The organism is Paracoccus sp. NBH48 (genome assembly GCF_015390265.1).
Classification (GTDB): domain Bacteria; phylum Pseudomonadota; class Alphaproteobacteria; order Rhodobacterales; family Rhodobacteraceae; genus Paracoccus; species Paracoccus marcusii.
This window is the reverse complement of the sequence record NZ_VUOJ01000002.1, coordinates 240,894-259,893: the sequence shown is the minus strand read 5'-3', so window position 1 is coordinate 259,893 and position 19,000 is coordinate 240,894. Positions and strand designations below refer to the sequence as shown.

Below are 19,000 nucleotides of genomic sequence, written 5' to 3'. Positions count from 1 at the left end.
TCGCCAGGGCGGGGCGCATGGCGCCCTGCCTTTCAACCGTGGTGGATCGCGATGGTCTTGGTGCGGGTGAAGCCGTACAGCGCCTCGAACCCCTTTTCGCGACCATGCCCCGACTTGCCGATGCCGCCGAAGGGCAGCTCGACCCCGCCCCCCGCGCCATAGTTGTTGACGAAGACCTGGCCGCAGTTCAGCCGGCCCGCCAGGCGCAGCTGTCGCGCCCCGTCGCGGGTCCAGATGCCAGCGACCAGTCCGTATTCGGTGCCGTTGGCAATGCGAAGGGCCTCCGCCTCATCGGCAAAGGGCATCATGACCTGCACCGGGCCAAAAATCTCCTGCTGCGCCAAGGCGTGATCGGAGGGTACGTCCGCAAACAGCGTGGGTCGCACGAAATGGCCGCCGGCCGCCGCGTCAGGATGCAGGCGCCCCTGTGCCGCCAGGGTCAGTTCGCGGGTGCCAAGATCGATGAAATCCTGCACCAGTCGCCTCTGGCGCGACGACACCAGCGGACCCAGGTCGTGGCTGTCGGGCGCCGGTCCTGCCACCAGCCCGTTGAAGATGTCGGACATGCGGCGACGCACCTCGTCATAGACACCGGCCTGTACCAAAACGCGCGACGCGGCCGAACAGGTCTGCCCGGCATTCTGCATGCAGGCCCCGACCAGAACCGGGATCGCCCGGTCCAGGTCGGCGTCGTCAAAGACGATCTGAGGCGACTTGCCTCCCAGTTCTAGCGTCACGGGCACGGCGTTGGCCGCCGCCGCGCGCTGAATGCCGGCCCCGGTCCCGACCGAGCCGGTGAAGGACAGATGATGCACGCCCGGATGTGCGGACAGCGCCGCGCCCACCTCGGCCCCCAGGCCGGTCACGACGTTCAACGCGCCGGGGGGCAAACCCGCCTGATGGGCGATCTGCGCAAAGACCAGGGCCGAGAGCGACGCATCCTCGGCCGGCTTCAGCACCACGGCATTGCCCGCGGCAAGCGCCGCCGCGACGGCGCGGCCCAGGATCTGCATGGGATAGTTCCACGGGATGATGATCCCGCAAACGCCATGCGGCTCGCGCAGTGTATAGGCGGTATAGCCCTGTTGATAGGGAATCGTGCTGCCCATCAGCTTGTCCGCCGCACCGCCGTAGAATTCCAGATAGCGGGCCAGGGCCACCGAATCGCGGCGCGACTGGTCCAGCGGCTTTGCCCACGTCCAGCGTCTCGATCATCGCAAGGTCCTCGGCCCGGTCCAGGACCAGGGCGGACATCCGCGTCAGGATGCGCCCGCGGTCGGTGGCGGTCAGCGCCCCCCAGGGGCCGTCCAGGGCGGCGCGGGCGGCGGCGACGGCGGCGTCGACATCGGCCGGGGTGCCGCGACCGATCACCCCGATGGCATCGCCGGTCGACGGATCCTCGACCGGCAGGGTGCCGCCTTGGGGGCGGGTCCAGTGGCCATCCACGAAGATCAGGCTGGTGTCGATGCGGGTCAGATCGTCGATGATCATGCTGCGGTCCTGTGGTCGGTGGAAAAAATTGCGTCCGGTCACCTTGTGGCCCGGGCGGCCAGCGCCCAAGCTGGCCCCCCGGCAGGACAGGAGGAGACGATGGACAAGATGACGGTCGGCATGGTGGGCGTGGGTCTGATGGGCCACGGCATCGCGCGAAACATTGCGGCCAAGGGGTGGCCGCTGCTGTTTCTGGATCATCCCGGCAACCAGCCGGTCGGTGACCTGACGGCGCTTGGCGCGCGCCGCGTCGATAGGCTGGAGGCCCTGGCGGAATGCCGCGCGGTCATCCTGTGCCTGTCGGGCACCCCCCAGGTCGAGGAGGTGCTGCTGGGCGCGGGCGGTCTGCTGGCCGCGATCCGTCCGGGAACCGTAATCGTCGACTGTTCGACCGCGATCCCGGCATCGACCCTGCGCCTGGCGGGGCTGACGCGCGAGGCGGGCGGGGAATTCATGGACGCGGCCATGACCCGCACCCCAAAGGAGGCCGAGGAAGGCCGCCTGAACCTGCTGGTGGGCGCGGACGGTGATCTGTTCAACCGCATGCGCCCCCTGCTGGGCACGTTCGCCGAGAACATCTTTTACGCGGGCGACGTCGGCGCGGGCCATACGCTGAAGCTGCTGCACAACTTCGTCTCGATCGGCTGCGCGACCCTGATCAGCGAGGCCGCGGCCTGTGCGCGGCAGGCGGGCATCCGTGACGCGACCTTTGTCGACGTGCTGTCCAAGGGCGGCGGGCACGGTGCCGCGCTGGACCGGATCGCGCCCTTCCTGCTGTCGGGGGACACGTCGGGAATGCGCTTTTCGGTCGCGAATGCGGCCAAGGACCTGTCCTATTACCGGCAGCTGTCGCGGGACGTGGGCGCCGCGCATGACGCGGCAGACGGCGTCGGGGCGGCCTTGGACGGGCTTGCCCAAGGCGGTTTCGCCGACAGCTATCTGTCGGAAGCCGCGGCCCTGTTCGCCCCGCAGGACAAGCCCTCGCACGACTAGCCCGTGACCACGGGCCAGGGGCGTGCGGGCGGGGCGATCCGTTCCCACGCCCGCGCGGCGCGCAGCACGCCCAGGTCGTCGAACCGGCGGCCAGCGATCTGCAACCCGATGGGCACGCCGTTCCGGTCATGGCCGCAGGGCACGCTGATCGCCGGTTGTTCGCCGATGTTGAAGGGCGCGGTAAAGCCGATATGCTGCATCGCGCGCGTCACGTCGTTGTCGGCGGGATAGGCCCAATCCGCCGGAAAGCTGACATTCGGAGAGATGGGCGACAGGATCAGGTCCAGATCAGCCATGGCCTGCGTGGTGCGACGACGGATCTCGACCGTGGCGCCATAGCTGCGCCAGACGTCCTCTCCGGACCGGCCCAGACCCGATTCCGCCCATTCGCGCACCAGCGGCAAGATACGGGCCCGCTGTTCCGGCGACAGCGCCAGCACGTCCAGCCCGGCCCGCGTGCGCCAGAAATCATCCAGGCCCTGCAGCAGATCAGGGGTCATCCACGGATTGATGGGCCGGATGACGGCACCAGCCTGTTCGAACAGCGCCGCCGCGGCGGTCACGGCGTCGCTGACCTGCGGGTCGACCGCCATGCCGCAGCCGGCGTCCATCAGCAGGCCGACGCGCAGCCCCTTCAGGTCGCGGTCCAGGTCCATCCAGTCGATCGTCATGGATGGCAGGGACATGTGGTCGCGCCCGTCGGGCTGGGACAGCACCGCCATGGCCATCGCGGCATCGGTGACAGTCCGCGTCATCGGTCCCGCCGCGCGACCCATGAAAGGCGGGTCGATGGGCACGCGCCCCAAGCTGGGCTTCAGCCCCACCAGCCCGCACCACGCGGCGGGCAGCCGGATCGATCCGCCGATGTCGGTCCCCAGGTGGATCGGCCCATAGCCCGCAGCCCCTGCCGCTCCCGCCCCCGCGCTGGAGCCGCCGGGGTTCATGGCGGTGTTCCACGGATTGCGCGCCAGCCGGTGAAAGCTGGACAGGCCCGAGGACAGCATCCCGAAATCGGGCATCGTCGTGCGGCCCAGAAAGACCGCCCCCGCCTCGCGCATGCGGGCGGCGGGGGGGGCGTCCTCGGTGCGCGGCGTCATGTCGCTGACGGCGGTGCCCAAGGGCATGGGCACGCCGCGGGTGGCGATGTTCTCCTTGATGGTGATGGGTACGCCGTCCAGCGACACGCCGCCCACCGTCAGCGGTTCTCCGCGCCGCCAGCGCTCCTCGGATGCGCGGGCGGCCTCCAGCGCCAGGTCGTGATCGACGGTCCACATCGCGTTCAGCACCGGCTCGCAGGCGTCGATGCGCTCCAAGACGGCGCGGGTCACCTCCACCGGGGACAGGCTGCGCTCGGCAAAGGCCGTGGTCATCGCGGCGGCGGTCAGGTCGGCAAATGCGGTCATGGGGTCCTCAGATAATCCGGGTCAGCAGGCCCGCGGCCAGGCGCGCACGCTCGGGCAGGCTGTCGATCTCGATATGTTCGTCCAGCGTGTGCAGGCCGCGGCCGCGCACGCCGATGCTGTCCAGCGTGGGCACGCCCATCGCGCCGGTGAAGTTGCCGTCCGACCCGCCGCCCGACCGGTCCGAGGACAGCTCGAACCCGATCTGCGCCGACAGGTCGCGCGCCAGGTCATAGAGCGCCATCGTACCCGGCTGCGGCTCCCAGACCGGGCGGGTGACACCGCGGGTGACGGTGAATTCGACCCCGTCCTGTTCGCCCTGCAGCGCCAGCATGGCCGCGACGCCGCGGTCCAGGTCGGCTTGGGTCTTGGCCATGGACAGGACCTCGGCACGGCATTCCGAGGCCACGCAGTTCACCCATTGCCCGGCATGGATAACGCCCACGGAGAAGGTGCAGTCCTCGGTGGTCATCGCCTCGATCTGCAGGATGCGGCGGGCCATGGCGGCGATGGCCGACCGCCCGTCCTTCAGCGCCCAGCCCGCATGGCTGGGCCGGCCATGGGTCAGCAGGTCGAAGCGCGCGATGGCGTATCGCCCGATCACCGCGCCCCCGTCGGGAAGCGCGGGTTCGGGCAGCAGCACGGCGCGCTGGCCGCGGGCGGCATCCTCGATCAGGCCGCGGGTGGCGGGGGTGCCGACCTCCTCGTCGGGGGTGAAGAGGAACGTGACCGGCAAAGGCGTGGTCAGCCCGGCCCGCGCGATCTGGCGCATCGCCTCCAGAAAGACGTAATTGCCGCCCTTCATGTCCATGATGCCCGGCCCCCAGGCCTTGCCGTCCTGGACGCGGAAGGGCAGCTTCTCCAGCGTGCCGACGGGATGAACCGTGTCCATGTGCCCCGACACCAGGATGCCCGGCTTGCCCTGGTCGGCATGCGGAAAGGTGGCGCGGATCGATGTGCCGAAGCCCTTGGTGCCCGGCACCGTCTCGACCGTGGCGCCGATTGCGGACAGATCGCGCGCGGCCAGGTCCATCATCCGGCTGACGGCGGCCGCGTCCCAGGTCGGGCTTTCGCATTCGATCCAGGGGCGCAGGCCCGTCAGCATCTCCTCCGCGTCGAAGGGCAGGTCCAACGCGCTCATGCCGCCACCGGCAGGCGGCGTTCGATCAGCCGCGCATAGATCGACGCGCCGACGGGCAGGATGCCCTCGTCCAGCACGAAGCCGGGATTGTGCAGCGGCACCGTGCCCGCATGGCCCACGTTGCCATAGGCGCCGGGGACCTGCTGCAGCATGTCGGCGAAATCCTCGGACCCGGTGAAGGGCTGGGAATCGTCGCGCACATTGTCCGCGCCCAGAACGTCGGCTGCGGCCTGGGTCCAGGCGTCCGACAGGTCGGCATCGTTCACCAGCACGTCGAAGATCTCGCGGAAGTCGCAGGTGATCCGCAGGTCGAAGGCCTGCGCGGCACCCTCGCAGATGGCGCGCATCCGCGCCTGCATCAGGTCGCGGACCTCGGGGCGGAAGAAGCGGATCGTGCCGGCAAGGGTCGCGGTCTCGGGCACGACGTTATAGGCGCTGCCCGCATGGATCTGGGTCACCGACAGCACGGCCTGATCCAGCGGCGCGACGTTGCGGCCCAGGATCGTCTGGAACTGCCCCACCAGCCCCGATGCCGCGACCAGCGCATCGCGCGACTGCTGCGGCATGGCGGCATGGCTGCCCTTGCCCGTCACGGTGATGTCGAAGAAGGACGCCCCCGCCATGGCCGGACCCTTGCACAGCGTCGCGCGGCCCGGCTGGCCGGTCGGCTGGTTGTGCATGCCATAGACCTCGTCGACCGGGAATCGCTGGAACAGCCCGTCCGCGATCATGGCACGGGCGCCGCCCAGACCCTCCTCGGCGGGCTGGAAGATCAGGACCGCGGTGCCGTCGAAATTGCGCGTCCGCGCCAGATACTGCGCGGCCCCCAGCAGCATGGTCGTGTGCCCGTCATGGCCGCAGGCATGCATCTTGCCGGCCTGGGTCGAGGCATGGGGCAGCCCCGTCGCCTCGTGGATCGGCAGCGCGTCCATGTCGGCGCGCAGGCCGATGCGGCGGTTGCCCTGACCCCGGCCATGCACAATGCCCACGACGCCGGTCCTGCCCACGCCCTCGTGGACCTCGTCCACGCCCCATTCGCGCAACTTGGCCGCAACGACCGCGCTGGTGCGGACCTCCTCCATGCCGATTTCCGGGTGCGCGTGCAGGTCGCGGAAAATCTCGGTCAGTTCCGGGACGGCGGCATCGATCTCAGGCAGGTTCGGCATGTCTCACCTCTGGCATGGCACGGAAGTTCTGGAAGTCCCATGACCGGCCGGGAGCGGCCTCGATCAGGGCGCGGGTATAGGGATGGGCGGGCGCGGCCAGCACCTCGCCCGCGGGGCCGTGTTCCACGACGGCGCCGCGCTGCATGACGATCACCTCGTCGCAGATCTGGGCGGCGACCCGCAGATCGTGGGTGATGAAGACGATGGCGATGCCCAGGTCGCGCTGAAGCTGGTCCAGCAGGTCCAGCACCTGCGCCTGCACCGACACGTCCAGCGCCGACACGGCCTCGTCCGCGACCAGCACGTCGGGGCGCATCATCACCGCGCGGGCGATCGCGATGCGCTGCCGCTGCCCGCCCGAGAATTGGTGCGGATAGCGGGCCAGCGCGTCGGCGGGCAGGCCCACGACGCCCATCAGGCGCGCGGCCTCGGCCATCGCGTCCGCACGGCTGGTGCCATAGTTCAATGGCCCCTCGATAAGACTCTCGCCGATGGTCCAGCGGGGGTTCAGCGAGCGCATCGGGTCCTGGAACACCACCTGCAGCTTCTGGCGGTGCGGGCGCAACGCGCCGCGCGAAAGGTTCGCGATGTCGGCATCGTCCAGCAGGATGCGCCCCGAGCTGGGGTCGATCAGCCGCATGATGCAGCGCGCGACGGTGGACTTGCCGGACCCGCTCTCGCCGACGATCCCCAGGGTGCGGCCGCGCGACAGGGCGAAGGTCACGTCCTTGGCGGCATGCGCTTGCGGAAGCTTCCGCAGGATGCCGCCGCCGCCATAGATCTTGTTCAGCCGCTCGACCCGCAGGACGGCATCCGCCGCCTGGGGCCGGGCTTCGCGGGGCGACAGGCTGGGCACGGCCTTCAGCAGCTTGCGGGTATAGTCCGCCTGCGGGTCGCGCAGTAGCGTCTCGACCGCGCCGTGTTCGACGATCTCTCCCTGCTTCATGACATAGACGGTGTCGGCGATCTCGGCGACGACGCCCATGTCATGTGTGATGAACAGCACCGCCGTGCCATGGTCGCGCTGCAATTCGTCGATCAGCGCCAGGATCTGCTTTTGCGTGGTCACGTCCAGCGCGGTCGTGGGTTCGTCCGCGATCAGCAGGACGGGTTCCAGAACCAGCGCCATCGCGATCATGATCCGCTGGCGCTGGCCGCCAGACAGCTGATGCGGATAGCTGCGAAAGATGCGTTCGACATCGGGCAGATCGACCTGCTCCATGATCGCCACCGCGCGACGGCGGCGCTCCGCGGCGGGCAGGTCGGTGTGCAGTTCCATCACCTCCATGATCTGGTCGCCCACGCGCAGGACCGGGTTCAGTGCGGTCATGGGCTCCTGGAAGATCATCGCGACGCGGGCCGCGCGCAGGTCGCGCATCTGCGCCTGTGTCAGGGGCAACAGGTCGCGCCCCTGCAACTGGATCGTGCCCCCCGCGACGCGCAGCGCGTCGGGCAAGAGCCCCATGATCGCCAGCGAGGTGACCGATTTCCCCGACCCGGATTCGCCCACCAGGCAGACGGTCTCGCCCGCGCGGATGGTCACGTCGATGCCCTTGAGGACCGCGGGGTTTCCCGGCGTCTCGGGCAGGGTCACGGTCAGGTCGCGGGCCTGCAGCACCACGTCGGCCGCGTCGAAATTACGTGTCTTGAACTGCATCAGCCTGCCCTTTTCTTCAGCCGCGGGTCCAGCATGTCGCGTGCCGCGTCGCCCAGAAGGTTGATCGACAGGATGCACAGCGACAGCGCGATGCCGGGATAGAGGATCAGTTCCGGCTTGATGCGGAAGAACAGCCGACCCTCGGCCATGATGTTGCCCCAGGTGGGGGTCTCGGTGCTGACGCCTGCACCCAGGAAGGACAGGATCGCCTCGGTCAGGATGGCGCTGGCCAGGATGTAGGTGCCCTGCACGATCAGGGGCGCGGTGGTGTTCGGCACCAGGTGGCGCACCAGGATCTTGCGCATCGGCGTGCCAAGCGCGATCGCGGCCTCGACATAGGGCTCCTCGCGCGCGGAGAGGACCACGGCGCGGACCAGGCGCACGACGCGGGGGATCTCGGGGATGGTGATCGCGGCGATGACCGATCCGACCGACGGGCCGTTCAGCGCCACCAGCGCGATGGCCAGCAGGATCGAGGGGATCGCCATCAGCGCGTCCATCGCCCGCATGATGATCGCGTCCGCCGTGCGGAAAAACCCCGCGATCATGCCGATGATCAGGCCCAGCAGGACCGACACCACCGCCGTGGCGATGCCGATGATCAGCGACAGCTGTCCCCCGATCAGCACGCGGCTGAAGATGTCGCGGCCGAAATTGTCGGTGCCAAGGGGATGGCCCTCGATCGGGCCCTGCAGGCGGGCCATGGGGTTCATCGCCAGCGGGTCATGCGGCGCGATCCAGCCCGCCAGCAGCGTCAGGACGACGATGACGGCCAGCACCAGCGCCGCGATCTTGCTGCCTGCGCCCAGATGCGGCAGGCGCAGCGCGCGCAGGACCGGCTGCATCGCCGAGGTCGGTTGCGGTACCTGTGCCATCAGTAACGGATCCTTGGGTCAAAGAGGCTGTAGCTGAGGTCGATCAGCAGGTTCACCAGCACATAGAGGAAGCTGGTCAGCAGGATCATCGCCTGGATGACCGGATAGTCGCGCGCCAAGATCGCATCGACCGTCAGGCGGCCCACGCCGGGGATGTTGAAGACGGTCTCGGTCACCACCACGCCGCCGATCAGCAGGGCAAAGCCGGTGCCGATCACGGTCAGGATCGGGACGGCCGCGTTCTTCAGCGCGTGGCGGAACAGGACGGTGCGTTCCGGGGCCCCCTTGGCGCGGGCAGTACGGATATAGTCCTCGCCCAGCACCTCCAGCATGTTGGCCCGCGTCATGCGCGCGATCAGCGCGACATAGATGGTGGACAGCGTCAGCGCGGGCAGGAAGGCATTTGACAGAAACCCGCCCAGGCCCGACGACAGGGGCGTGTATCCCTGCACCGGGAACCAGCCCAGCTGCAGCGAGAAGACCAGGATGAACAGGTATCCGATCACGAAGACCGGCACCGAAAACCCCAGGACCGAGAAGGTCATCACCGCGTAATCGGCCATGCTGCGATGCTTCCACGCGGCCAGGACGCCCATCGGCACGGCGATCGCGACCGACATCACGATGGTCAGCACCGCAATGGACAGGGTCGGCGCGATGCGGTCGGCGACCATCGTGGCCACCGGCGTGTTCGAGATCAGCGACACGCCCAGATCGCCCCGCAGCAGCTGTCCGACCCAGGTCACGAACTGGATGTGCAGCGGATCGTTCAGGCCCATGGCCTCGCGAATGCGCTCCAGCTGGGCGGGGGTCGCCATGTCGCCCGCGATGATCGCGGCCGGGTCGCCCGGCGTCAGGCGCAGCAGCAGGAAGACGAAGACGGCGACCAGCAGCATCACCGGAATGACGGCCAGAATGCGCCGCAGGATGTACCCCAGCATCAGGTTTCTCCGATCAGGTGGGTGGGGGGCGGCAGGACCGCCCCCTGCTTTCGATCACTCGGACTTCTGCAGGCCCCAGAAGACCGGCACGGGCGAGTTGATCATCTCGGTGATCGTGGTGCGACGGGCCTGCGGCAGGGTGTACTGACCCAGAGGGATCAGCAGGCCGTTCTCAAGGGCATGGGCCTGGATCTTCTCGGCGACCGCGGCCTGGGCTGCTGCGTCGGGGGCGTCGATGAACTCCTCCTTGAGACCCTCGATGGTCTCGTCGGTCGGCCAGCCGAACCAGGCGTCGTCGCCGCGTCCGTTCAGCATCGGGTTCGAGATCGGGTTCGAGATCTCCGGCACCATCCAGTTTGTGATGAACACGTTCCAGCCCCCTTCGGCCGGGGCTGCCTGGCTGGCACGGCGGGTGACCAGCGTTTGCCAGTCCATCGGCTGCAGCTCGACCTGGAACCCGGCCTCGCGCAGCATCTGCGACACGACGACGGGCTGAGTGGCCAGCGCCACCATGTCGGTGGGCGCCATCAGCACGACCGGCGTGCCGTCATAGCCCGCCTGTTCCAGCAGCGCCCGCGCCTCCTCGGCGCCGCCGCCCTGGGTCAGGGTTTCGGTGCCGATCGCGTTCTCCAGCGGCGTACCGCAGCCCAGGATGGCGCCGCAGACCGAATAATATTCGGGGTTGCCGACCATCGCGGCCAGGACCGGTTCCTGGGTGATCGCCTTGATTGCCGCCTGGCGGACCTGGACGTTGTCGAAGGGCGGGTGCAGGAAGTTCATCCGCGTCATCGTCTGCATGCCGGTCGGCTCGCGCGTCTCGACGACGATGTTCGGATCACCCTCCAGCAGCGGGATCAGGTCGACCTGCATCGCCTCGATATAGTCGATCTCTCCGCCCGACAGCGCGTTCACGGCGGTCTGGACGTCGGGCATGTTGACCCATTCGACGCGGTCGACATTGACGACCTTGCCGCCGGCCATCCAGTCGGCGGGTTCGTCGCGCGGCACGTATTCGTCGAACTTCTCATAGACGACCATCAGCCCCGGCTGGAACTCCGCCTCGACGAAGCGGAACGGCCCCGAACCCACGTATTCGGTGATCGCCTCGTCGGCCGAGGTCTGGGCCACGCGGGCGGGCATGATGAAGGGGGGCAGGGCCGACTGCTTGGACAGCACGTCCAGCATCGGCACGAAGGGTTCGGTCAGCGTCCAGGTGATCGTCTTGTCATCGGTCGCCTCAAGGCTGGCGGTGCGGTCCATGATGACCTGTCCGCCCGCGTCCTTCTGCCCCCACCGCTGCAGCGAGGCCACGGCATCGGCCGCCGTCACCGGCGCGCCGTCATGGAAGGTCAGCCCGTCGCGCAGCGTGAAGGTATAGGTCAGCTGATCGTCCGAGATGGTCCAGTCGGCCATCTGCGGCTGCGGCTGGAATTCGGAATCCTGCGCGATCAGCACGTCGTAGATCATGTAGGCGTGGTTGCGCGTGATGTGGGCGGTGGTGATAACGGGGTCCAGCACGCGCAGGCCGGAATGCATCACGGCCTTGACGGTGGTCTCGGCCCAGGCCGCGCCTGTCAGCATGGTCGAGGCCAGAAGCGTGGCAGTCAATTTCTTGAGCATGGTGTCCTCTCTGTTGAACGGGTCCGCGGGGTGATCTTGGCGTCAGCTTTGCGCGGGGGGTGTGAAGGGTGCGCCGCCCGGCTCCAGCCGGATGCCGGGGACAAGGTTGCGAAAGGGCAGGCTTGCCGGGCTGACGGGCATGGGCCCGGGCGCGGCGCAGGTCAGGATCGCCCGCCGCGATGGGGGCGAAATCGGCACGGAAATGGTTCGAGCTTTTCACGACCAGGATGGCCTGCTCCTCGGGGACGATCCCAAGGAAGCGGAACATCTGACGATCGGCCATCTGCGCCTTTTTCCGACGCGACGGCCACCCGCACGCCCCCGATGCTGAGGCAGGCGGACGGCCCAAGCGCCAGATGCGCGCCGCCATAGAACGGGCCCGTGGCATGGCAGGCCCCGTCGGACAGCGCGTCCACCGTGAACCGGCCCTGAAATGGCGCATCGCCCGGAATGCCGGACCGACCGCCCAGGGCCAGATCGATGGTCGCGCCCACCCCCGCGGCATGGGCCGCCGCCGCCGCCTCCGGATCGATGATCAGGCCGATGGCCGCGTCCCGGGCATCGGCCTCGACCAGGGCGCGCAGCATGCCGGTCGTGTCGGAATTGCCGCCTGCGCCGGGATTGTCCTGCGTGTCGACCAGGATCACCGGCCGATCGGTGGCGCGGCGCATCGCCTCTGCCACCCCGCCCGCGGGGCTAAGGCATTCGCCGCGGAACGCGGGTTCGGCCTCGCGCAGGGCCTGTGCCAGGCCGTCGGCCATCGCATCGGCCTGTGCCTGCGTCTGGGCATAGGCGATGACCGAGGGGCGGCAGTCGGCGAAATCGGCCGCGGGAAACCCCATGAACAGCGACGCACAGCCCTGACCGTCGCATGCGGCAACCCGGTCATAAAGCCCGGCTGCGGGCTGTGCATCGGTTGCCTGCCACGCGATCGGGATCAGAAAATCCAGCTGCCGGAACGCCTTGGCGTTGGGCGCGCCGCCCATCAGGCGGTCAAGTTGCTGCGCCGCACGATGCCCGGTCAGGGCCATGTCGACATGCGGATAGGTGCGGAACCCCACCATCAGGTCGGCATTGTCCACCATCCGCGCCGTGATGTTGCCGTGCAGGTCCAGCGCCGCGACGACAGGCGTGTTCGGCCCGACTGCCTGGCGGACCCGCTCCAACAGCAGGCCTTCGCCGTCCGGCGCCCCATCGGCCACCATCGCGCCGTGCAGGTCCAGAAAGACGCCGTCCAGCGGCCCCGCATCGCGCAGGCCCTGGACGATCTCCTCGGTCAGGGCGGCATAGCAATCGGCGGTCACCGGGGCCGATGGGACCGCGCCGGCCCAGACGACAGGCACCATCTGCCAACCCTGCCTTTCGCCATGCGCGATGACACCGGCGATCGGCAGGTTCACGTCCCGTGCACGCTCGATGATCTGCGCCCCACGGCACAGCGGCAGATAGCCACCGCCCTGTTCAAAGGCCGCCATGTCGGCGGGGCTTGGGGCAAAGGAATTGCTCTCATGAACGAAGCCCGCAAGGGCGATCCGCAAAGGACGGGCAGGAATCGTCTGGGTCAGCAATGTATTGTCATCCGATACAGTTGCATTGTATCACGAGTGTATTAACCCAAAATTGATCATGTCAACGTCGGAGATTGCATGCAGCGCAAGAATCACGATCCGGACGCTCCGCAGGCCGAGAATGCCTTGTTCGTCCAATCCCTTGCCCGCGGAATGAGCGTTCTGGAAGCGTTTCGCGATGCCGATGGGGCACTGTCGCTTGGCCAGATCGCCACGCGGACCGGTCTGACACGCAGCGCGGCGCAGCGTCTGGTGCACACCTTTCGCACACTGGGCTATCTGACGTTGGCCGAGGATGGTCGCGGCTTTCGTCTGGACCTGCCGATCCTGGACCTGACGCACGACTATCTGCGCCTGAAACCCGCTGGTGCGTCGCGCCAGTCCGATCCTGCTGGACCTGCGTCGCAACGTCCGCGAACGGGTCGACTTGTCACTGTTCGATGGTCAGCGCATGGTCTATGCCGCCCGGATGCAAAGCAAGCGCGAGACGTTCTTTGCGACCTTGGTGGGCAACAGCGTGCCCACGACCTGCACGTCGGGTGGTTGGGCCGTCATGGCGATGCTGCCCCCGACCGAGGTCGACCAGATCCTGGACGAGGCCAGTCTTCGGCCGCTGACGCCCCGGACCCTGACCGATCCCCAGGCGATCCGCGACCAGGTCGCGCTGGCGCGAGAGGCCGGCCACGCGCTGGCGCTGGAGCAGATCCTGATGGGAGAGGTGGCCCTTGGCGTGGCGATCCCGGACGCATCGGGCCGCCCGATCGCCGCGATCCACATCGCCGGATCGCTCTCGGAGTGGGATCCGGAGGAGTTCCGCCGCCGCAATGCACCCCTGGCCGCAGAGGCCGTGCGCAGCATCATGTCAGCGTAGGCGACATCATGTATGGCCGCCAAGTGCGGCTGATCATTTAACTTTCTGGATATTGGCTGGGGCGGTAGGATTCGAACCTACGGTACACGGTACCAAAAACCGATGCCTTACCACTTGGCCACGCCCCAACTGTGGAGGGTGATTACCCAAGCCCGCAGATGGGTGCAAGACGAAAAATGCAGAAATCTTGCCCCCATCCCAAAGCCCCGGTATCGACGCGCCATGGAACACGCCGATATCGTCATTCTGGGGGCCGGAGCGGCCGGATTATTCTGCGCAGGCTCTGCCGTCGCGCAGGGTAGGCGGGTCGTGGTGCTGGATCATGCGCCGACGCCCGCCGAAAAGATCCGCATTTCCGGCGGCGGGCGGTGCAATTTCACCAACCTCGCGACCGGGCCGGACCGTTTCCTATCGGACAACCCGCGCTTCGCAGCCAGTGCCTTGGCGCGGTATCGTCCGCAGGCCTTCGTCGATCTGGTCGACCGGGCGGGAATCGCTTGGCATGAAAAGACCCAGGGGCAGTTGTTCTGCGACGGCAAGGCCACGCAGATCACCGACATGCTGCTGGACCGCATGGCCGGGGCGGACCTGCGCCTTGGCACGCGCATCGACGGCGTCAGCAAGGATGGTGATCGGTTCGTGGTCGCGACCTCCGGCGGGTCGATCAGCACGGGTCGGGTCGTCGTCGCGACGGGCGGCAAGTCGATTCCCAAGATCGGGGCGACGGGGCTAGGCTATGATCTGGCGCGCCAGTTCGGGTTGCGGCTTGTCGAAACGCGGCCCGCGCTGGTACCGCTGACCTTTGGCGGAACAGGATCTGGCGCTGTGCCGTCCGCTGGCCGGGCTGTCGGTCGAGGCGCGGATCACGCATGGCAAGGGCAGCTTTCGCGATGCGCTGCTGTTCACGCATCGCGGGCTGAGCGGCCCGGTGATCCTGCAGATCTCAAGCTTCTGGCAGGCGGGCGAGGTGCTGACGATCGATCTTGCGCCCGACCGCGACATCGCCGCCGACCTGAAGGCCGCACGCGGTGGCAAGGCGCAGGTTGCGACCGTACTGGCCCAGATGCTGCCGGAACGCCTTGCGCAATCCGTGGCGGCGGACGCGGGCTTGGCACAGGCGCGGCTGGCCGATCAGCCGAACGCCCGGCTGGACGCGCTGGGCGCGCGTGTGAACCGGTGGCAGGTCCGACCCGTGGGGACCGAAGGCTATCGCACCGCCGAAGTGACCCTGGGCGGCGTGGATACGCGCGATCTGGACGCGCGGACCATGCAGGCGCGCCAGGTGCCCGGACTGGCGTTCATCGGTGAATGCGTCGACGTGACGGGGTGGCTGGGCGGCTATAATTTTCAGTGGGCCTGGGCGTCGGCGGATGCCGCCGGGCGCGCCGCCTAGGTCCGTGGCGTCGGGCTGAGCAGGTCGCGCCCGTCATCGATGCGACCCCGTTCGACCATCTCCTCGAACGCGGCGTCGGGGTTCAGGTCGGACAGGCGCGCATCGGCGGGGCGTGAGGGGCGGGCAGGGCTTGGACGCGCCTCCGCTTCGGGCTGTTCCAGGCGGATGCGGTGGACGGGTTCCGGCACCAGATAGCCCTTGCTGTCCAGCGCATGGCGCAGCAGGCGAAACGCCTCTCCGCGCGCCAGGTCGAAATCGGTGCCGTCCTGCGAGACCCAACCCCCGGCGCGGATGACCACGTGATCCGGTCCCTGGGCATCCAGCCAGGCAACGGGTTCGGGACGCTTCAGCACGAAATCCATCCCCGCCAGCGCCCTGAGCACCAGATCGCGCGCGCGGCCCAGATCGGCGCCGGGGTCGATGGTCAGGTCGACCATGAATCGGCGTTCGGGGTTGCGCGTGTAATTGGTCAGGACGGCCTTGTAGATGATCTGGTTCGGGATGCGGATGTGATTGCCGTCCAGCGTCAGCAGGGTGGTGCCGCGACTGGTCAGGCGTATCACCCGACCGCGCAAACCGTTCACCTCGATCAGGTCGTTCGGGTTGAAGGGCTGGCGCAGCGACAGCAGCATCGTGGCCACGAATCCTTCGATCGTGTCGCGGGCCGCAAAGGACAGCGACAGGCCGAAGATGCCCGCCGCACCCAGCAATGTACCCAACAGAGCCCGCGCGCCCATCAGGTCCAGCGCCACGACAAGCGCCACGATCCATGCGGTCAGCCGGATCGTCTGCGCCAGAAACCCGGCGATGAACGGGTTCGGTGCGATCCCCGACAGGGTTCGTTCCCGCCGCGACAACCAGCCGCCGGCCAGCACGATTATCGCCCCCACGGCCAGGCCCAGTGCCATGAAGGGCAGGCCCGCGATGACCGCGGTCAGGCGGGACTGAAACCTGTCGCGGACCGAGACCAGCCGCGTGCCCAGGTCGGTGGACAGGGTTACCTGATCCTCGATCGCGACGACCCCCTCGACGCGCGCCAGCAGCGATTCAAGGCGCGAAATGGTCTGCTGTTCGGTCACCTCGCCGACAAGGGTCACAATCCCCGCATCGACGCTGGCACGGACGCCATCGAATTCAGGGACTTGCGCTAGGATGCTGGAAATGCGCGACAGGATTGCCAGATCCGTCGCCCGGTTGTCCTGCGTCGAGATCGCGCCGCTTGGCGTCGACGGTGCTGACGGATCGGCGACCTGGGCGGCCACGGGGGCCGCCAGCGTCAACAGGATCAGCAGTACGCGGATCATGCCGGGAGCGGGTCGGCCTTTGCCAGCCGGTCGAAGGCCATCAGCGATGCGATCAGCGCGGGCATGCGGTCCAGCGGGATCATGTTCGGCCCGTCGGACGGCGCGGTGTCTGGGGCTTCGTGCGTTTCGATGAAGACGCCGGCCACACCCAGGGCCACCGCGGCCCTTGCCATGACCGGGGCGAATTCGCGCTGCCCGCCCGAACTGCCGCCCTGACCGCCCGGCTGCTGGACCGAATGGGTCGCGTCCATGATCACCGGATAGCCGGTGCGCGCCATGATCGGCAGCGACCGCATGTCGGCCACCAACGTGTTATAGCCGAAGCTGGCCCCGCGTTCGGTCAGAAGGATGTTTTCGTTCCCGGTCGAGGCGACCTTGTCCGCGACGTTGGGCATGTCCCAAGGGGCCAGGAACTGACCCTTCTTGATGTTGACCACCGCGCCGGTGCGGCCCGCGGTCAGCAACAGGTCGGTCTGGCGGCACAGAAAGGCGGGGATCTGGATCACGTCGACCACCTGCGCGGCGCGCACCGCCTGGTCGGCGTCATGAATGTCGGTCAGCACGGGGCAGCCGAACCGATCGCGGACCGCGGCCAGGATCTCCAGCCCCTCGTCGATGCCTAAGCCCCGGCGACCCGACAGAGAGGTGCGGTTCGCCTTGTCATAGCTGGCCTTGAAGACGAAAGACGCCCCAGCATCGGCACAGGCCCTAGCCATCACTTCGGCGATCATCAGCGCGTGGTCCAGGCTTTCCAGCTGGCAGGGTCCGGCGATCACCGTTAGCGGCAGGTCGTTGCCGCAGGTGATCGAACCGATGGGGATATGCTTGGCAGTCGTCATGTCGATACCTGTTCGCGTAGGATGGAGGCCGTCAGCGACAGCATCAGATAGATACCCGAAAACACCAGGAATGCCACCAGGGTGTTCTGGAACGCGCGCGGATAGGTGGCCTCATCCGGCGGAATAGGCGCGATGGACAGCGACAGATAGCGGACCTGCTTATTCGCCTCGATGCGCGCGGTCTCCATCTGGGCGGCGGCGGCGGCCAGCATTTCCTGGCGCGTCAGCATCTCGGCCTCGGCGACGCGCAGCTCTCCGCCGATGGCGGCCAGAGAGTTGCGGGTGTCGTTGCCCTGCGTCAGCTGCTGGCGGGTCTGCGTGATCAGGTCCCGCAGGCGGGCGATGTCGCCCTCCACCGCATCGACGCGGCTTTGCAGGGGGCGGGCATTCGACTGCAACTGGCCCAGTTCCAGCTGCTTTTCGGCCAGTTGGCCTTCCAGCATGCTGACCTGCGCCATGACCACGCCGCTTTCCGCGACGGGGTCCAGCACGCCCAGCCTCTCCTGCAACTCCTGGACGCGAAGCTGGGCGGCCAGCATCTTTTCCTCGGCGTCCTGATAGGTCTCGCGCGCGCCGTCCATCTGGTCGGAGCGCATGCGTGAGGTCAGGGCGTCAACAAGCTGTTCCGCATAGGAAATCAGCGCGCGCGAGAACTGTTCGCTTAGCTGCGGGTCGGGCGCGATGACCTCCATGTTCAGCACGCCTTCGGTCGGGTCATAGCCGATCTTGACGGAATCCTTGTACAGGCTGAACGTTGCCTCGTTCGTGGCATCCGCGGGCAGGCGCTTGATCGCATCGACCGACGGGTCCTGGAAGGCGCGCCGGAAGCCCAGGTCCTCGTCCAGGCGCAGCATCGCGTCGCGCGATGTCAGATAGCTTTGCACCGCGACCGCGTCCTGGTTCGTGCCCAGGCCCGACCCGCCCAGCATCCCGCTGAGCCCGCTGGCGCCGGATCCGCTTTCGGCCGACTGGATCTGGAACTGCGATACCGTTGCGTAAAGCGGAGAGGCATAGCGGCCGTAATAGATGCCGACCAGTGCGGTCGGCAGGAACACGAACAGCGCCAGCCGCATCGCCAGCATTGCCATGCGGCGCCGGCGGCGGCGGGCCAGGTCGCGCTGGATGCGATAGATTTCGGCGGCGCGCTTTTCCTCGGTCAGTTCCTCGCGGGACGGCAGGGCGGGGCGGCCGGGGGGCGCCGGGCTGCGGTCGGGTAGGATCGACGGCACGGGGGCCTGCCGCACGGCGGGCGCGTTGGGCGAGGGGGCGGCCTGCGCGCGCGTGCCCTCCGACGACAGGATGCTGCCGACGGCGGTGCGGTGGGACGGATCGATCCCCCGCTCGCGCAGACGCAGCACGGCCTCCTCGGCCGAGGAAACCTCGATCTGGTGCAGGGCGGCGATGCGCTTGGCGATGCGCAGCTGGCGTTCGGTCAGCTTCTCTGCGCGGATTGCGGCCAGTCGCGCCTCCATGTCGCCAGAATCCGCGGGGGGCGCGGCCGGCGTGTCCTTTTCGGGGGACGGCGCTGCGGGCTTGGTCAGGCGAAAATCACCCAGACCGTCGTCGATCGGTTCGGTGGCCAGGAACCGTTCCAGCCGCGCCTGGCGTTCGGACGCGTCAGAGGCGGGGGCATCGCTGCGGCGCGCGACCTCCAACCGGGGCGGCGCGGGGCTGTCCGATGCGGTCGGTTCCGCCGGCGGGGGCGTCTGGGGCGTGATCGAGGCCATCGCCTGCGTGTTGT

General features: G+C 68.2%; 12 protein-coding genes, 1 tRNA gene and 4 pseudogenes. 4 read left to right on the top strand and 13 right to left on the bottom strand.

What is annotated here, in order from left to right:
- Positions 1–32: 32 nt before the first annotated feature.
- Positions 33–1,491, bottom strand: a pseudogene (locus tag F1642_RS04750) (aldehyde dehydrogenase family protein).
- On the opposite strand from F1642_RS04750, the gene F1642_RS04745 reads away from it, so the two are divergent.
- Entirely contained in the window at positions 1,435–2,484 is a 1,050-nt protein-coding gene (locus F1642_RS04745; RefSeq protein WP_370582781.1) for an NAD(P)-dependent oxidoreductase, read from the top strand. The pseudogene F1642_RS04750 and the gene F1642_RS04745 sit on opposite strands and share 57 nt — an antisense overlap.
- Here F1642_RS04745 and F1642_RS04740 read toward each other — a convergent pair.
- From F1642_RS04740 to F1642_RS04705, 8 genes and pseudogenes are all read right to left on the bottom strand, one after another.
- On the bottom strand, positions 2,481–3,887 hold the full coding sequence (locus F1642_RS04740) for an amidase (RefSeq protein ID WP_194885606.1): 1,407 nt from the start codon (positions 3,885–3,887) through the stop codon (positions 2,481–2,483). The two genes, F1642_RS04745 and F1642_RS04740, sit on opposite strands and share 4 nt — an antisense overlap.
- 7 nt (positions 3,888–3,894) lie before the next feature.
- Positions 3,895–5,025 (bottom strand): M20/M25/M40 family metallo-hydrolase, encoded by a 1,131-nt coding sequence (locus F1642_RS04735; protein ID WP_194885605.1) that lies wholly within the window; start codon positions 5,023–5,025, stop codon positions 3,895–3,897.
- The gene (locus F1642_RS04730; RefSeq protein WP_194885604.1) at positions 5,022–6,191 is read right to left on the bottom strand and encodes a M20 aminoacylase family protein; all 1,170 of its coding nucleotides are present in this window, start codon (positions 6,189–6,191) and stop codon (positions 5,022–5,024) included. Before F1642_RS04730 ends, F1642_RS04735 begins: the two co-directional genes overlap by 4 nt.
- Positions 6,175–7,848: an ABC transporter ATP-binding protein gene (locus F1642_RS04725; RefSeq protein ID WP_194885603.1), complete on the bottom strand. Its 1,674-nt coding sequence runs from the start codon at positions 7,846–7,848 to the stop codon at positions 6,175–6,177. Before F1642_RS04725 ends, F1642_RS04730 begins: the two co-directional genes overlap by 17 nt.
- A complete protein-coding gene (locus F1642_RS04720; RefSeq protein WP_045998965.1) occupies positions 7,848–8,723 on the bottom strand; it encodes an ABC transporter permease in 876 nt (291 codons plus the stop codon). Before F1642_RS04720 ends, F1642_RS04725 begins: the two co-directional genes overlap by 1 nt.
- Complete coding sequence (locus F1642_RS04715) at positions 8,723–9,664, bottom strand: ABC transporter permease (RefSeq protein WP_045981692.1); 942 nt, start codon at positions 9,662–9,664, stop codon at positions 8,723–8,725. The genes F1642_RS04720 and F1642_RS04715 overlap by 1 nt, the downstream gene beginning before the upstream one ends.
- A gap of 54 nt (positions 9,665–9,718) precedes the next feature.
- The gene (locus tag F1642_RS04710) at positions 9,719–11,284 is read right to left on the bottom strand and encodes an ABC transporter substrate-binding protein (RefSeq protein ID WP_045998967.1); all 1,566 of its coding nucleotides are present in this window, start codon (positions 11,282–11,284) and stop codon (positions 9,719–9,721) included.
- A gap of 356 nt (positions 11,285–11,640) precedes the next feature.
- Positions 11,641–12,759 (bottom strand): annotated as a pseudogene (locus F1642_RS04705) (M81 family metallopeptidase); the annotation flags it as partial.
- Between the two features lie 171 nt (positions 12,760–12,930).
- On the opposite strand from F1642_RS04705, the pseudogene F1642_RS16340 reads away from it, so the two are divergent.
- Positions 12,931–13,095, top strand: a pseudogene (locus F1642_RS16340) (helix-turn-helix domain-containing protein); the annotation flags it as partial.
- A gap of 124 nt (positions 13,096–13,219) precedes the next feature.
- Positions 13,220–13,723 carry an IclR family transcriptional regulator gene (locus F1642_RS16335; RefSeq protein ID WP_370582780.1) on the top strand — a complete coding sequence of 168 codons (504 nt, stop codon included), beginning with the start codon at positions 13,220–13,222 and terminating at the stop codon, positions 13,721–13,723.
- Positions 13,724–13,776: 53 nt separating this feature from the next.
- On the opposite strand, the gene F1642_RS04695 is transcribed toward F1642_RS16335, so the two are convergent.
- Positions 13,777–13,851 (bottom strand) — tRNA-Gln (locus F1642_RS04695).
- A gap of 94 nt (positions 13,852–13,945) precedes the next feature.
- On the opposite strand from F1642_RS04695, the pseudogene F1642_RS04690 reads away from it, so the two are divergent.
- Positions 13,946–15,116: pseudogene (locus tag F1642_RS04690) on the top strand (NAD(P)/FAD-dependent oxidoreductase).
- Here F1642_RS04690 and F1642_RS04685 read toward each other — a convergent pair.
- From F1642_RS04685 to F1642_RS04675, 3 genes are read right to left on the bottom strand one after another with little or no spacing between them, the layout of a single operon-like run.
- A complete protein-coding gene (locus F1642_RS04685; RefSeq protein ID WP_194885602.1) occupies positions 15,113–16,420 on the bottom strand; it encodes a mechanosensitive ion channel family protein in 1,308 nt (435 codons plus the stop codon). The pseudogene F1642_RS04690 and the gene F1642_RS04685 sit on opposite strands and share 4 nt — an antisense overlap.
- Entirely contained in the window at positions 16,417–17,259 is an 843-nt protein-coding gene (gene kdsA, locus F1642_RS04680; protein ID WP_194885601.1) for a 3-deoxy-8-phosphooctulonate synthase, read from the bottom strand. Before kdsA ends, F1642_RS04685 begins: the two co-directional genes overlap by 4 nt.
- Positions 17,256–18,986 (bottom strand): capsule biosynthesis protein, encoded by a 1,731-nt coding sequence (locus F1642_RS04675; RefSeq protein WP_194885600.1) that lies wholly within the window; start codon positions 18,984–18,986, stop codon positions 17,256–17,258. The genes kdsA and F1642_RS04675 overlap by 4 nt, the downstream gene beginning before the upstream one ends.
- Positions 18,987–19,000: the final 14 nt, after the last annotated feature.